Origin of the sequence: Terrabacter sp. 2RAF25 (assembly GCF_052115265.1) — a bacterium.
Lineage (GTDB): Bacteria > Actinomycetota > Actinomycetes > Actinomycetales > Dermatophilaceae > Terrabacter.
In genome coordinates, this window is sequence record NZ_JBFRGJ010000002.1 from 470820 (window position 1) to 485277 (window position 14458).

Genomic DNA, 14458 nt, shown 5'->3' on the forward strand with positions numbered 1-14458 from the left:
GAGGCGTGAGCTCGCGGGTGTCGGCACCCAGCCACGCGACGACGTCCATCCGCGCCGCCGCGGGACGACCCGCACCCGAGGTGGCGTCCTCGCTCGGCGTCGACCCCGCGACCGGCCTCACCTCGGAAGAGGTGGCTCGACGACGGGCGGTCCACGGCCCCAACGCGGTCGCGACCCACCATGCACGTGTGCTGCCGGTGCTCTGGCACCAGCTGGACTCGCCGCTGCTCGGCCTGCTCCTCGTCGCGGCCGCGGCGTCGGCCTTCGTCGGCGAGCAGAGCGATGCCGTCATCATCGGGCTCATCGTCGTCGCGTCGGTGGGGCTGGGCTTCGCCAACGAGTACCGCGCCGAGCGGACCGCCGCATCGCTGCACTCGCAGGTCAGCCATGACGCCGTGGTGCTGCGCGACGGCGACGTGGCCCGCGTCGACGTCACCACCCTCGTGCCCGGTGACGTCGTCCTGCTGACGCTCGGCGAGGTGGTGCCGGCCGACCTGCGTCTCGTCACCGTCGCGGGGCTCGAGTGCGACGAGTCGGTGCTGTCGGGCGAGTCGCAACCGGTGGAGAAGACGACGGAGGCCGTGGACGCGTCCGCCTCCTTGGCGGAGCTCACCGGCTGCGCACTGATGGGCACGGTCGTGCACGCCGGAGGCGCCCGCGGCGTCGTCGTCGCCATCGGGTCGCGCACCGAGCTCGGAGCCGTCGCCACCGGCCTGAGCACCCACCAGTCCGACACCGAGTTCCAGCTCGGGCTCCGCCGCTTCTCGATGCTGCTCGTCAGGGTCGCCGGCGTGCTGACCGGCACGATCCTCGTCGTCAACGTGCTGCTGCACCGGCCGTTCCTCGACGCCCTGCTCTTCTCCCTCGCCATCGCCGTGGGCATCACCCCCCAGCTGCTCCCCGCGGTGGTGTCGACGAGCCTGGCCGCTGGGTCCCGGCAGATGGGTCGACGCAAGGTGCTCGTCAAGCGGCTCGTCTGCATCGAGGACCTCGGTGACGTCGACGTGCTCTTCACCGACAAGACCGGGACGCTCACCGCGGGCCGCATCGACTTCGCGAGGGCCGTGCCCGTCGAGGGGTCGCGCTCCGACGACGTCGTGCGCTGGGGACTGCTCTGCTCCGACCACGTCGAGGGGGAAGCGGCTGGGGTCGCCGGGAACCCTCTCGACGAGGCCCTCTGGGAGTCGCCGGCCACCGCTGCCGCACGTCGTTCGCTGCTCGGGCACGAGCTGGTCGGCCAGCTGCCGTTCGACCACGAGCGGCGGATGCTCTCCGTCGCCCTGCGCGACGACGCCGGCACCGTGCACCTCGTGACCAAGGGCGCCCCGGAGACCGTGCTCGCACGGTGCACCGATGTGGCGCCGGCCACCCGTGCCGCCCTCGACGCCGAGTTCGCGGCAGGCAACCGCGTCATCGCGGTCGCGACCCGGCCGGTTGCCTGGTCCCGGGCTCCCGAGCCCGGCGACGAGCACGACCTACGGCTGGTGGGGCTGCTCGTGTTCCTCGACCCACCCAAGCCCGACGCTGCCGCCGCCCTGACGCGGCTCGCCGCGCTCGGCATCCGGGTCAAGGTGGTGACGGGCGACAACGCGGTCGTGGCGGCCAAGGTCTGTCGAGACCTGGGCCTGCCGGGAGATGCCATCCTCACCGGGACCGACCTCGACACCCTCGACGACGAGCAGCTCGTCGACGCGGTCACCGCCACCACCGTCTTCGCCCGGGTCAGCCCGGAGCACAAGGCGCGCATCGTCCGGGCGCACCGGCACGGGGGTGGGGGCGTCGCCTTCCTCGGTGACGGCGTCAACGACGCGCTCGCGCTGCACGCCGCCGACGTCGGCATCTCGGTCGACTCGGGCACGGACGTCGCCAAGGACGCCGCCGACGTCATCCTCCTGGAGAAGAGCCTCGACGTGCTCGCGGACGGCGTCGTCGAGGGCCGCCGCATCTTCGCCAACACCCTGAAGTACGTCCTGATGGGCACGTCGAGCAACTTCGGCAACATGGCCTCGGCCGCGGCGGCATCGCTCTTCCTGCCGTTCCTGCCGATGCTCCCGTCGCAGATCCTGCTCGGAAACCTGCTCTACGACACCGGGCAGCTCGCGATCCCCACCGACGACGTCGACCCCGAGCAGCTGCGCCGGCCGTCGCACTGGGACATCGCCTTCATCCGGCGCTTCATGCTGCTCTTCGGGCCACTCAGCTCGGTCTTCGACCTGCTGACCTTCGGCGTCATGCTCTGGGGCTTCCACGCCGGGCCCGACCTCTTCCGATCCGGCTGGTTCGTCGAGTCGCTCGCCACGCAGACGCTGGTCATCTTCGCGATCCGAACCCGCACGGTCCCCTTCTTCCGGAGCCGCCCGAGCCTGCCGCTCACCATGGCCGCCCTCGGCGTCGTCACCGTCGGGGCGGTCATCCCGGCGACCCCCCTGGCCCGGCCGCTCGGCTTCGCGCCGCTGCCCGGCGGGTTCTTCGCGGCCCTCGTGGCGATGGTCGTGGCCTACCTCGCGCTCGTCGAGCTGGCGAAACGGTGGTTCTACCGCGCCGCCGCCCCACCACGCACCGGCGCACCGACCGACCTCGACACCCGTTTCGTACGCCGGAGGGCAGCCCGCTTCAGCGTGGCCCTGGAGCCAGCGCGGGCGCGAGCACCCCGGCGCCGGGCCGGGAGCGGCGCAGGCCGGGTGTGAGAGCGACCGCGACGACGACCGAGGCCACCGCCATGACGCCCATGGCCTTCGCCGCGGCCTCGGGCCCCATCCCCAGCGCGGTCGCGACGGCTCCACCGAGGAGGGCGCCCAGGGCCTGGCCGACCATGAGGCCGGTGCCCTGCAGGCCGAACACCTGGCCGCGGGCCTCCGAGTCCGTGTGGGTCACCAGCCGCTCCTGCAGAGGGAGGCTGGCGGAGTAGCCCGCGGACGCGACGAACGCGAGCGCGGCGGCATACGGCAGCGACGGAACGAGGAAGAACGCGAGGTAGGGCACTGCGAGAAGCAACCGAAGCGGGCCGATCAGACTGTCCCGCAAGGGAACCGAAAGGAACCGCCCCACGACCACGTCACCGAGGAGCATCCCCGCTGCCGTGACGGCGAAGAGGTAGCCGGCGCGCTCACCCGCGAACGGCACGAAGAGCGCCTCGCACCCGACGATGAGCCCGTTCGGCACCCACAGCGTGAGGTAGAGCGGGCGGACGACGCGCGAGCCGAGCAGCCGGCGGTTGACCTCGCGGGTGCGTCTGACGACGGACGAACCCGCATGGCGCGGCGGGTGGTCGGACAGGCCGAACCGGAGCAGCAGCACGGCGACGAGCAGCGCGGCCGCCGAGCCGAGGAAGAGCTGGGTGGTGGTGAAGCGGATGAGCAGCAGGCCGCCGATGCCGAAGCCGACGATCTGCATCCCACCGACCGCGATGTTCATCGTGGCGCGGCCCAGGATGAAGCCGTCGGGCGGAAGGATGTCGGAGACGAGCGCCATCATGCTGCCGCCGAGCGCCGACGTGATGAGCGGGCCGGCCGCGAGCAGGGCGAAGCGCCAGCCCCACGCCAGCCCCGGGATCGCCTGGAGCAGGTCGGTGACCAGCGTCGCCGACGCGACGAGCACCAGAGCCGTGCGGGGGCGCACGAGGTCCGAGCCCGAGCCGAAGAGCGCCTGCCCCACGATGCGCATCAGTGGGGCGCCGAACATCGCGAGCGCCGTGAGGACCGGCGACCCGGTGGCCGCGAAGGTGATCGTGCCCAGCGCCAGGGACGCGACGGCATACGCCCCGACGTTGAGGCACTGGACGAGGAAGAGGACGCGGAACTCGGGCACGGCGAACAGCTGGCGGTACGTCTTCACGCCCTCACCGTGCCCGGTGCGGCGCGCGGGACGCTAACGTTTCGGGTGGAGGCGAAACATGGGGACGTGGCAGATCTCGGCCGACCTGCTGGCGAGGAGCCGCTTCGTCGTGTCGCCGCGCATCGAGACGGTCGGCGCCCTCAACGACCTCGTCCGCCCGTCCGACCCCGAGGGGCGGGCGCTCGCCGCCGCCCACGGCGAGGCCTTCCGGGCGATGCTCGACGAGCACCCCGTGCGGCGGGCGGTGCTCGACCACAGCTGGAAGCCGCAGTGGATCTCCGACTGGCTCTGCCTGCCGCCCGCGACCGGCGGGCGCACCTTCGAGCAGGAGCTCGACGACGTGCGCGACCTCGGTGACGACGTCATGCGCGAGCAGCTCGCCGAGAGCTCGCCCACGCGAGACCTGCCCGACATCCTGCGGCGCGACGGCCTCACCGAGCACGGCGTCCTGCTGCTCGAGTGGGTCTGGACCCACGTGCTCGCCACCGACTGGGCGCGCCGCGAGCGGATCCTCCGGGCCGACGTCGTCGCGCGCACCTCGAGGCTCGCCACGCAGGGCTGGGCCGCGGTGCTGCGCGACCTCGGCCGCGACCGGGAGTGGGTGGGCGACGGGCACCTTCGGATCAACAACTACGACCTGCCCTCGCGCGTGCTGCCCGACGACGCCGACCTGTTCTTCGTGCCCGTCAACCACCGGGCCCGCTGGGTGGGCTGGCTGCTCCCGAGAAGGTATGCCGTCTACTACCCCGTCGCGGGTGCGCTCGCTCGCGTGGACGCGGGGGCGCCCGACGGCCTGGAGCGCCTCGTCGGGCGCAACCGCGCGCGTCTCCTCGTCTCCCTTGAATCACCCTCCAGCACAAGCGGACTCGCGGCCACCACAGGGCTTGCGGTGGGTTCCGTCGGCGACCACCTCCAGGTGCTGCTGGCCGCCGGCGTCGTGCTGCGCCGGCGCTCGGGCCGTGAGGTGCTCTACTGGCGCACCGCCGTCGGCGACGCGCTCGTCGCCTCCGGCACGGAGCACCAGGCCCCACGATCTGGGTAGTTCTCCCCATGTACGGCCCGAGCACCCGCCCCTAGCCTCGGCGCTGCGGACGCATCCGCGGCCGCGCCATCCGCGCGCCACCGTCTCGATCAGGGGTAGTCATGTGTGAGCTCCACGAATCCGCCAGTCCAGAACTGGGCCGCCGCACGCTCATCCGCGGCGCCGGAGGCCTCCTCCTCGCCGGCGGCCTCGTCGCCGTCACCGGCGGTGCGGCCCAGGCCGCGACGTCCCAGAACGGCTGGCCGGCCGGCTCGTCGTCCGCCATCCCGCTGGCCGGCCTGTCCGTCGGCGCCGCCACCTTCCCGGCCGGCGTGCGACGCGGTGACGTGCACACCGTCCTCGGCTACGTGGCCCGTCGCTACGACAACGAGGTCGAGGCCCTCGTGAAGGGCTGGTGCTGGGGCCACAGCTACCGCGTGATCTCCGGCAGCACCTCGCTGTCGAACCACTCGAGCGGCACCGCGATCGACGTGAACGCACCACGGCACCCGCTGGGGAAGTCCGGCACCTTCTCGGCGGCCCAGCGCGCCAGGATCCACTCCATCGTCTCCGCCTGCAACGGGGTCGTCCGTTGGGGTGGCGACTACTCGGGCCGCAAGGACGAGATGCACTTCGAGATCAACGTGCGCCCCGGCGACGCGCGCCTCGCAGCCCTCGCCCGGCGCATCGGAGGCGGCGCGCCGGCACCCGCGCCCATGGTGTGGACGACCGTCAAGCGGGGCGCCAACGGCTTCCGCACCACGGCGATCCAGCACCTGCTGCGCCACCGCGGCTACTCGCTGACCGTCGACGGCGCGTTCGGCCCGACGACCGAGAGCCGGGTCATCTCCTTCCAGCGCTTCAAGGGCCTTGCTGCCGACGGCGTCGTCGGCCCGAAGACCTGGACCGCGCTCGTCGTCACGATCCAGCAGGGTTCGAGCGGCCAGGCCGTCGTCGCGGTCCAGAAGCTGCTGACGCACCGGGGCTACAGCCTGACGGCCAACGGCTCGTTCGGCGCGACGACCACGACGAGGACCCAGGCGTTCCAGAAGTCGCGCGGGCTGACCGCCGACGGCATCGTGGGCCCGCGCACCTGGGCGAAACTGACGCTCTGACCTGCAGGTTCCCGGCGAACATTCAGCCGAGAATCCTCCTCACGGCTCGTTCTGGGGACTAGCGTCGCTCGTGTTCACGCCATTCAGAGAAGAGGGGCACGACACATGGCAGAAGACTGGGCAGCAGACGTCAAGAAATACTCCCCGGACGCCGACGACGCCGCGATCAAGGGCATCGTCCGCCACTGCGGGATCGCCCTGCACAAGCGCGACTCGTCGCTCGTGTCGTTCAGCGACAAGACCGAGCTCGACCGCGTGCGTGACGGTTTCATGAAGAAGAAGCTCGCTCTCACCGGCTCCGACGCCGATCTCGACGCCTCGCTCGCCGAGGTCGGTCAGAAGCTCAAGGGCGACCGCACGAAGAATCGCGTCACCGTCTACTACCTGCTCGCCGAGAAGCACGACAAGCTCGACCTCTTCCGCTGACCGCAGGGTCCAGCAGACGCGGGTGTGCCGCTCACGTGTAACGGCACATCCGCGTCAAAGGTTCAACCTCAGCGTCTCGACATCTGCCGAGGACGCGGCCCAGCATTTGAGGATGGACAACCACCTCGCCGTGCACCTAGGCACCCCCTCGCGTCGCCTCGTCCTCGGCTCGGCAGCCGCCGTCGCCGTCACCGCACTGACCACCCCGGTCGCCTCCGCAAGGGCCCGCTCCAACGGCCACCTCCCGAACAGCGTCGCCCTCCCGAACGGCACGCAGCCCGAGGGCATCACCTCTGGCCCGGGCGCCACCTTCTACGTCGGCTCCGTCGCCGACGGGCGAATCCTCAAGGGCAACCTGCGCACCGGGATGGTCCGCACCCTCCTCGCCGGCGCGGCCGGCCGCTCGCTGCGGGGGCTCTTCTTCGACCATCGCACCGGGCTCGTGTGGGCCGTCGGGAGCCTCGGCGCCGACGGGCACATCTGGGCCGTCAGCTCCAGGTCCGGTCGCGTCGTCAGCGACACCATGGTGCGGGGCGCCGGCTTCCTCAACGACCTCGTCATCACCCGCCGGGCCGTGTGGGCCACCGACTCCAGCGTCGACCGGCTCACCGTCCTCCGGCTCACCGGTGATGGCCGGCCCACCCACGGCATGCCGCACTTCGTCCCGCTCCGGGGCGAGTGGCCGGCCAGCCCGGCGAACACGTTCAACGCCAACGGGATCCGCAGCCTGCCTGACGGCGCACTCGTGCTCAACAACAGCCGTGTCGGCGGCCTGTGGCAGGTCGACCGCCGCACGGGCATGGCCCGGCGCATGATGGTGAAGGGCGGCCCGGCCATCACGAGCGGCGACGGCCTGGAGCTCGTCGGCACGAAGCTCTACAACGTGCGAGGTGCCGGCGGCGCCGACGTGGTCGTCACCCGGATGCGGCGTCACGACGACAGGTGGCGTGCCGAATGGCTCAAGACCCTGACCGACCCGTCGCTCGACGTGCCGTCCACCGCGACAGCCGCGCTCGGCTCGCTGTGGGTCGTCAACGCCCGGTTCGGCGTCGCGTCGCCCGAGACGGCGTCGTTCTCCCTCACCCGCCTGCCCCAGGTCTGAACCGCACATCCGTCCCGTCGACAGGAGCCGTCCATCGCCCGTCTCTCGCCACCGGCGGGGTCGGGCTATGGACGGCTCCTCCACGCGGGCGCACACTGGACGGATGGACATGCGCAGCAGACTCACCCGTCGCAGCGCCCTGACCGCCGTCGCGGCCTCGGCACTCGTTGCCCTCGCGGCCCCTGTCGGATCGTCGGCTGCCGCGGCACCCAGCACCTCCACCTCGTCGGCCACCGTCGTCACGACGCACGTCACTGACCTGCGCCTGCCGACGGCGACGAAGCACAAGGCAGCCACCCCGATGCGGGGCGGCTGCGACGCGATGATGAGCGCTCTCTAGGGCTCGCCTGAGGGGCCGCTTGCGTGACGACGCGCAGGCGACTGGGTATGACGCGTCGGTTGGGCTCCGGCCCAGGTCCCGGGCAGCCCCGTGGACACGACGCACCCACGCGAAGGAGGCCGCTGCGAATGTCGGCGCGCACCCCGTCCACCGAGTGGATCGACCAGCTCGAGCAGACCCTCGAGAGCTTCGACGAGGCCGGCGGTCACCGGGTGCTCAGCCAGGTCTTCACCGAGCTCGACCTCGAGGACGCCCTGTCGCACGTCGTGCTGCCCTATCTCCACGCCATGGGCGAACGGTGGTCGAAGGGGGCCATCGGTGTCGCGCAGGAGCACTTCGCGAGCAACGTCCTGCGCACGCGGCTGTCGCTGCTCATGAACTCCGAGGCACGCACCGAGGGTCCGCTCGCCGTCCTCGCGTGCATGCCCGGCGAGCACCATGAGTTCGGTCTGATGGCAATGTCGCTCGCGCTCTCACGGCTCGGCTGGCGCAGCTGCTACCTCGGAGCGGACACCCCGACCACAGAGCTCGCCCTCACCTGCCTGACGCTCCAGCCCGACGCCGTGGTGCTCGCTGCACACCGGCACACGGCGTTCGAGGCGCACGGACCGGCCCTGCGCCGCATCGCCCGGTCCACCTCGCTGCACATCGCGGCGGCCGGTGCCGACGACGAGGTCGGCGCGCTCTGCCACGCCACGCACCTCGACAGCGACCCCGTCCGGGCCGCCGGTGTGCTGGATGCGAAGCTCCACGGCACAGCGCCCGGCGTCCCCGTGCCCCACCTGGGCGAGCCCACTGCGGGCTGACCCGACGGCGTGACGCGGTCAGGGCTAGGCTCGTTTTCCTTGTGCCACAACAGCTGTGGCGCGCCACCTGTGCAGCCACGCGCAGGCCCCGCCGATCGATGGAGTGCCCATGACCTCAGGTTCCGCTGACACGCAGCACCTCATCGAGCAGGTGCGCTCGGTGGCTGCCGGAGGTCCCTACGTGGTCGCCGAGCGCCCCTACGGCTTCGACCTCACGATCGACCCGGCCGATGCCCACGCGGCCGACCTGATCCGACGACACGGGCTCGAGCGCGTGCTCACCCACCAGGTCCGCCTCGACGAGGGCGCGCACGCCCTGTCGATCACCGACATCTCCCACCTGGTGCGCTGGGACCCCGCCACCGGCGACCCCGGCGACCCCGGCGACCTCGGCGCTACCGGCGGCAACGGTGGCGGGCTCAGCCTGCACGCCGAGAGGGGCGGGAGGCCCGCGCCTCGGGCCCGCGCCCAGTCGACCTCCTTCGACGAGGCCCTCGGCGTCGAGTCCGCCGACACGGGTCAGCTCGGCGGCCAGCCCGTCGCCTCCGGCGAGGGACGGGAGCTGGTGCGCGAGGCGGCCGAGGCCCTCGGGTGGCGAGAGCAGCGGGGCCGCGACCGGCGGATCGCCCTCGCCGTCGCCGGGATCGCCGTCGCCGGCCTGCTCGTCGCCGGCCTCATCACGCTCGTGATCAAGCTCGCCGGCTGAGGGCCGCGAGCGCGACCGTCCGGCCGGAGCGCACGACGAAGTCCTCGAAGGCAGCCACGGTCGGGTCGTGCGTCGGGTTGCGCGCCAGCACGCCGATGGTGCGCAGCGCCTGCGGGTGGTCGAGTGCCACGGGCACGACGTCACCCTCGGGAGCGAAGGCTGGCAGGATCGCCACGCCGAGCCCGGCACCGACGAGCCCCCGTGCGGTGTGGACGTCCTCGGCCTCGAACCCGACCCGGAGGGGCACACCGGCGTCGGCGTAGATCTCCTCGACCCGGCCGCGCAGACCGAAGCCCGTCTTGAGCACGATGAGGTCGTCGACTCCTCCGGCAAGGCTCTCGACGGACACCGAGGTGAGTCCAGCAGCGTGGTGCGACCGGTGCACCGCGACGACGAGAGGCTCGTCGTAGAGCACGGTGCTCGACGCGCCGGCGACCTCCGGCGGCGAGGCCACGAGCGCGACGGAGCAGCGACCCGCCTCGAAGTCGTCGAGGGCCTTCTGCCGCGACCCCTGGGAGAGCTCGAAGCGCACCCCGGGGAACCGGTCGCGGAAGCGTCGGATGAGTGCCGGCACGACGGCCTCGCCGAGCAGCGTCTGGAACGACAGCCCGACCGTGCCGTGACCGACCTCGCCCGACCCGGTCACGGCGTCGACGCCCCGCTCGAGGGCGGCCACTCCCTCCTGCGCGAAGGGCAGCAGCGCACGTCCGGCCGCGGTGAGCCTGATCCCGCGCCCCTCCCGCTCGACGACGGGCGTGCCGAGCAGGGCACCGAGGCGGGCGAGGGCCCGGCTGACCGTCGGTTGCGGCATACCGAGGACAGCGGCCGCGGTGGTGACCTGACCGACCTCGGCCACGACGACGAAGACGGGTAGCAGTCGCACCGCTGCACGGAACTCGGCTGGTCTCATGCCTTGATCGTATGCGTCATGGACGTGACATGCATTGGTGCTCTGAGTCCCCCACGCCTAGCGTCGTTCCCATGTCCTGGGACGGCCATCTGCCTGAGAGCCGCGAGTACCGCCGCATCCTCGCCGGCCTCGGCGCGGCCGGCATCGCCACGTTCGCGCAGCTCTACTCCCCGCAGGGCCTGCTGCCGACGCTCGCGAGAGGCCTCGGGGTCAGCCCGGCCGACGCCGCACTGTCCGTGTCGGTGGCCACGCTCGGCGTCGCGCTCGCGGTGCTGCCGTGGTCGTGGGTCGCCGACCGGATGGGTCGCCTCCGCGCCATGCAGGTCGCGATCGTCGCGTCGACCGCGCTGGGCGTGCTCGTCGCCCTCGCTCCGAACCTCGAGGTGCTCCTGGCCCTCCGCCTCGTCGAGGGCATGGCGCTGGGCGGGCTGCCGGCCCTCGCCGTCACCTACCTCCACGACGAGGTGCACGCCGGACACACCGCGTCGGCAGCGGCGGCCTACATCTCCGGCACGACGATCGGCGGCGCGACCGGGCGCCTGGTCGCGGGCCCGCTCGCCGGCCTCGTGGGCTGGCGTCCCGCGCTGCTCACCGTCGCGGTCGTCTGCGCGCTCGCCTCCGTCGTGTTCCTGCGGCTCATGCCGAGGCCCCGCGGCTACCGACCGTCAGGGGCGACCGTGCGGACGGTCGCCGACGGCATGCGCGCGAGCCTGCGCGACCCGGCCCTGATCGCCCTCTACGTGCAGGGCGCGCTGCTGATGGGCGGCTTCGTCGCGGTCTACAACTACCTCGCCTTCCGCCTCGAGGGTCCCGAGTTCTCCCTCCCTGCGACGGTGGGGTCGCTGATCTTCGCCGCGTATGCCGCCGGAACCGTCAGCTCGCGCCTGACCGGCCGCCTCGTGCCGCGTCTCGGGCGCCGACGGGTGCTGGTCGGCGGCACGGTCACCATGGCGGCCGGCGCGGTGCTCACGCTGGCCGGCTCCCTGCCCCTCGTCGTCGTCGGGCTGCTCGCGCTCACGGCGGGCTTCTTCGCGGCCCACGCCACCGCGTCGGCCTGGGTCGGCGCCCGCGCGACGACCGGCCGCGCCCAGGCCACGGCGCTCTACAACGTCGCGTACTACAGCGGCTCGGCCCTCGTCGGCTGGGTGCTCGGCTACGCGTGGTCGGATCGCGGCTGGCCGGCTGTCGTGGCGTCCGTCGTCGGCCTCGCCGCCGCGGCGCTGACGGTGGCCGTGGCGGCGCTGCCCGGCACGCGTGACGCGCCCTCGCCATCGCGGGTGGCCGACGCGGTGCGCTGACTGCACCCATGCTGTGGGAGGCGTGGGTCATGATGTGCCAGTCATGACCCGATGGACTCCCGCCCAGGTGGCCGGCCTGGCCCCCGATGCCTCGTCGCTCGCGGCTGCCCGCAGGCTCGCGCGGCCTGGCCCGTGGTCCGACACCGGGTCGACCGACGTGCTCGTCTGGGGCAAGTGCCAGGGGTCGGGCAAGACGCCCTACCAGGTGAGCGTCGACCTCACCGGGCCCGCGTTCCGCTGCTCCTGTCCGAGCCGCAAGTTCCCGTGCAAGCACGGGCTCGCCCTGCTGCTCCTCTGGGTCGACGGGGCCGGGTCGGTCGCCGACGCGTCCGAGGCGGCCGGCTTCGCGCAGGAGTGGGCGGCCGAGCGGTCAGCCCGCGCGGGCGCGAAGGCCGCGGGTGACGCCGCCCGCCCCACGCGTACGCCCGACCCCGCAGCGGCGGCGAAGCGCCTCGAAGAACGACTCGCACTCATGGACGGCGGCATGGACGATTTCGCCCGCTGGCTCACCGACCTCGCGCGCAGCGGCACGGCGTCGGCCCGCCAGCAGTCGTACGCGTGGTGGGACACCACCGCGGCACGGCTCGTCGACGCGCAGCTGCCCGGGCTCGCCGACGACGTGCGGTCGGTCGGTGGTGCCGTGAGCGGACGGCCCGACTGGGCCGAGCGGCTGCTCGTCGCGCTGGGCCGCTGGTGGACGGCGACCCGGGCGTGGGCGGCCCGCGAGTCGTTGGGCGAGGCCCAGCTCGGCGACCTCCGCGCCTACCTCGGCTGGACGGTGAGCACCGAGTCGGTGCGTCGCGCCGACGCGGTCACCGACCGGTGGCTCGTGCTCGGCGCGCACCGCACCGACGACGGCCGGCTCCAGCAGCAGCGCACGTGGCTTCGTGGCGTGGCGACCGGAGAGACCGTGCAGGTGCTCGACTTCGCCGCGGGCGGGCAGGTGCTGCCCTTCGCGCGCATCGTCGGGTCGTGCCTCGACGCGACGCTCGCCCGCTACCCGGGCGCTGCCGTGCGACGCGCGCTCTTCGTCGACGAGCCCGTGGTCGCCGACGACGACGTACGTATGCCGTCGGGTGCGTCGCTGGAGGACGCGCGGTGGGCGGCCGCCGCCGACTGGGGGCTCAACCCGTGGGCACGGCGCTGCCCGGTGGTGCTCTCCGACGCGCGGATCGGGCTCGACCGGGTCGTCGACGCCGACGGTGCGAGCGTCGCCCTCGCCGACGACGCCGACGTGTGGTCGCTGCTCGCCGTCACCGGCGGCCGGCCCACGCAGCTCTTCGGCGAGCTCGAGGAGTCCCGTCTGCGACCGCTCACGGTCGTCGTCGACGGCGAGGTGCTGGGCCTGTGACCGACGCCGTGACCGGTCGGGTGGCCGACGTCGACACGTGGTGGCGCGAGGTCGGCAACGCCGCGCTGCTCGGCACGGCCCGTCGCTCCGTTCCCGACCTGCCCGACCTCGGGCCGGCGGCAGTGCGTCCGCGTGGGGTGCCCGGCCCACGCGAGGAGGCGCTGCTCGACGCGGCTGCGCTCGGTGGCGCGGCGCTGCGGGCCGGGCGCCGGCTCGACCACGCCGATCCGCCCGGGGCCGCCCCCGACGACACTCGCCCGGTCGCGCCGCGACGGGCCGTCCAGCTGCTCGAGCTCGTGCTCACCCAGCCGCCCGCCGGCGCTGCCCAGCGCGTGGGCCTGCTGGTGCACTGGCTGCGTGCCGCCGACGATGCCGGCTGCCGCGTCCCCCCGGTCGTGCTGCCGCTCCTGCTCGGCATGGCGACGGGGTCGCGTGAGCTGCGCCGGCCCACGGCCGCCGTGCTCGGCGAGCGCGGGAGGTGGCTGGCCGCCCTGCGGGAGGAGTGGGAGTGGGTCGCCGACGCGACCGCCGGGGCCGAGGCGCGCACGGCCTCGCGGCGCTCCGGCGCGGTCCCGACGGCCGACGAGTGGGCCCGGCTGCCCTCGACCGACCGTGTCGCCGTGCTGGCCACGGTGCGGGGCGTCGACGTGGAGCTGGCTCGCGGCCTCGTGGAGTCGACGTGGGCCACCGACTCCGCCCGCGACCGCCGTTCGCACCTCGAGACCCTGCGCGTCGGCCTCGGCGCCGACGACGAGGCGCTCCTCGAGACGGCGCTCGACGACCGGGCCGGCACGGTGCGCGAGGTCGCCGCCGAGCTGCTCGACGCCCTGCCCGGGTCACGGCGCGCCGCCCGGATGGCCGAGCGGCTGCGACCCCTCGTGCACCGCACCGGGCTGCTCGGCCGCGGTGTCGACGTGACGCTGCCCGGTGAGCCCGACCCGGCCGCCGTCCGAGACGGGCTCGGCAAGCCGCCACCTCGGCGGTCGGCCCGCGGCTGGTGGCTCGAGCAGCTGAGCGCCGGCGCACCGCTCGAGCTGTGGTCCGAGCGGACGGGCGCCGAGCCTCCGACGGCGGTCAAGCGGCTCACCGACGCCCAGCAGCCCGACGTGCTGGCCGGCATACGTCGTGCAGTGCGGGCCCGCCGCGACCCCGTGTGGGCGGCAGCCTTGCTCGAGCGGGGCTGGGACGCCACGCTCGTGCCGGCCCTGCCGCGCGAGGCCCGTGAGCGCGTGGCGCTCCAGCGCGTCGACGCCACGACCGACAGGGTGCACGAGCTCGGCGCCGTCGTCGGCGCGGTCGACCCGCCCTGGTCGCCCGACTTCAGCGTCGCGCTCCTCTCCCGGCTGCGCGCCTCCAGGTTCGGGTCGGCCATGGTGCTCGCGACGATGCCGCACCTGCTCGCCGGCCTGCACCCTTCCGCGCTCACCCCCCTCGAACGCTGGGTGTCCGAGGCCGGCGGCGACCAGATGCTCTCCACCAACCTGCGCAACCTGCTCCAGTTCCACTCCGTCAAGCGATCGATCACCGAGGCCTTCAGATGAGCGAATCC

General features: G+C 73.4%; 13 protein-coding genes. 11 read left to right on the top strand and 2 right to left on the bottom strand.

Annotated features, from left to right (window positions below; genetic code table 11):
• Positions 1–5 precede the first annotated feature (5 nt).
• Entirely contained in the window at positions 6–2687 is a 2682-nt protein-coding gene (gene mgtA, locus AB4091_RS05440) for a magnesium-translocating P-type ATPase (RefSeq protein ID WP_442290709.1), read from the top strand.
• On the opposite strand, the gene AB4091_RS05445 is transcribed toward mgtA, so the two are convergent.
• The gene (locus AB4091_RS05445) at positions 2614–3834 is read right to left on the bottom strand and encodes a hypothetical protein (RefSeq protein ID WP_442290710.1); all 1221 of its coding nucleotides are present in this window, start codon (positions 3832–3834) and stop codon (positions 2614–2616) included. The genes mgtA and AB4091_RS05445 overlap by 74 nt on opposite strands.
• Positions 3835–3892: 58 nt before the next feature.
• Here AB4091_RS05445 and AB4091_RS05450 point away from each other — a divergent pair, with 58 nt between their 5' ends.
• The 7 genes from AB4091_RS05450 (at position 3893) to AB4091_RS05480 (ending at position 9350) form a co-directional block, all read left to right on the top strand.
• Positions 3893–4876: an ArsR/SmtB family transcription factor gene (locus AB4091_RS05450; RefSeq protein WP_442290711.1), complete on the top strand. Its 984-nt coding sequence runs from the start codon at positions 3893–3895 to the stop codon at positions 4874–4876.
• Between the two features lie 101 nt (positions 4877–4977).
• Positions 4978–5970: a peptidoglycan-binding protein gene (locus AB4091_RS05455; protein ID WP_442290712.1), complete on the top strand. Its 993-nt coding sequence runs from the start codon at positions 4978–4980 to the stop codon at positions 5968–5970.
• Between the two features lie 105 nt (positions 5971–6075).
• Entirely contained in the window at positions 6076–6396 is a 321-nt protein-coding gene (locus AB4091_RS05460; protein WP_442290713.1) for a DUF2853 family protein, read from the top strand.
• A 112-nt stretch (positions 6397–6508) separates the two neighbouring features.
• Positions 6509–7498, top strand: a complete 990-nt coding sequence (locus tag AB4091_RS05465) for a hypothetical protein (RefSeq protein WP_442290714.1) — start codon at positions 6509–6511, stop codon at positions 7496–7498.
• Between the two features lie 103 nt (positions 7499–7601).
• Positions 7602–7838 carry a hypothetical protein gene (locus tag AB4091_RS05470; RefSeq protein ID WP_442290715.1) on the top strand — a complete coding sequence of 79 codons (237 nt, stop codon included), beginning with the start codon at positions 7602–7604 and terminating at the stop codon, positions 7836–7838.
• 128 nt (positions 7839–7966) lie between these two features.
• Positions 7967–8644 (top strand): cobalamin B12-binding domain-containing protein, encoded by a 678-nt coding sequence (locus AB4091_RS05475; RefSeq protein ID WP_442290716.1) that lies wholly within the window; start codon positions 7967–7969, stop codon positions 8642–8644.
• A 109-nt stretch (positions 8645–8753) separates the two neighbouring features.
• Positions 8754–9350: a hypothetical protein gene (locus tag AB4091_RS05480; protein ID WP_442290717.1), complete on the top strand. Its 597-nt coding sequence runs from the start codon at positions 8754–8756 to the stop codon at positions 9348–9350.
• Here AB4091_RS05480 and AB4091_RS05485 read toward each other — a convergent pair.
• Positions 9334–10260 carry a LysR family transcriptional regulator gene (locus AB4091_RS05485; protein WP_442290718.1) on the bottom strand — a complete coding sequence of 309 codons (927 nt, stop codon included), beginning with the start codon at positions 10258–10260 and terminating at the stop codon, positions 9334–9336. The two genes, AB4091_RS05480 and AB4091_RS05485, sit on opposite strands and share 17 nt — an antisense overlap.
• 71 nt (positions 10261–10331) lie before the next feature.
• Here AB4091_RS05485 and AB4091_RS05490 point away from each other — a divergent pair, with 71 nt between their 5' ends.
• Genes AB4091_RS05490 through AB4091_RS05500 form a run of 3 tightly spaced genes read left to right on the top strand, consistent with a single transcriptional unit; the run spans position 10332 to position 14450 of the window.
• Entirely contained in the window at positions 10332–11558 is a 1227-nt protein-coding gene (locus AB4091_RS05490) for an MFS transporter (protein WP_442290719.1), read from the top strand.
• A gap of 43 nt (positions 11559–11601) precedes the next feature.
• On the top strand, positions 11602–12909 hold the full coding sequence (locus AB4091_RS05495) for an SWIM zinc finger family protein (protein ID WP_442290720.1): 1308 nt from the start codon (positions 11602–11604) through the stop codon (positions 12907–12909).
• Positions 12906–14450, top strand: a complete 1545-nt coding sequence (locus AB4091_RS05500; protein WP_442290721.1) for a DUF5691 domain-containing protein — start codon at positions 12906–12908, stop codon at positions 14448–14450. The genes AB4091_RS05495 and AB4091_RS05500 overlap by 4 nt, the downstream gene beginning before the upstream one ends.
• Positions 14451–14458 lie beyond the last annotated feature (8 nt).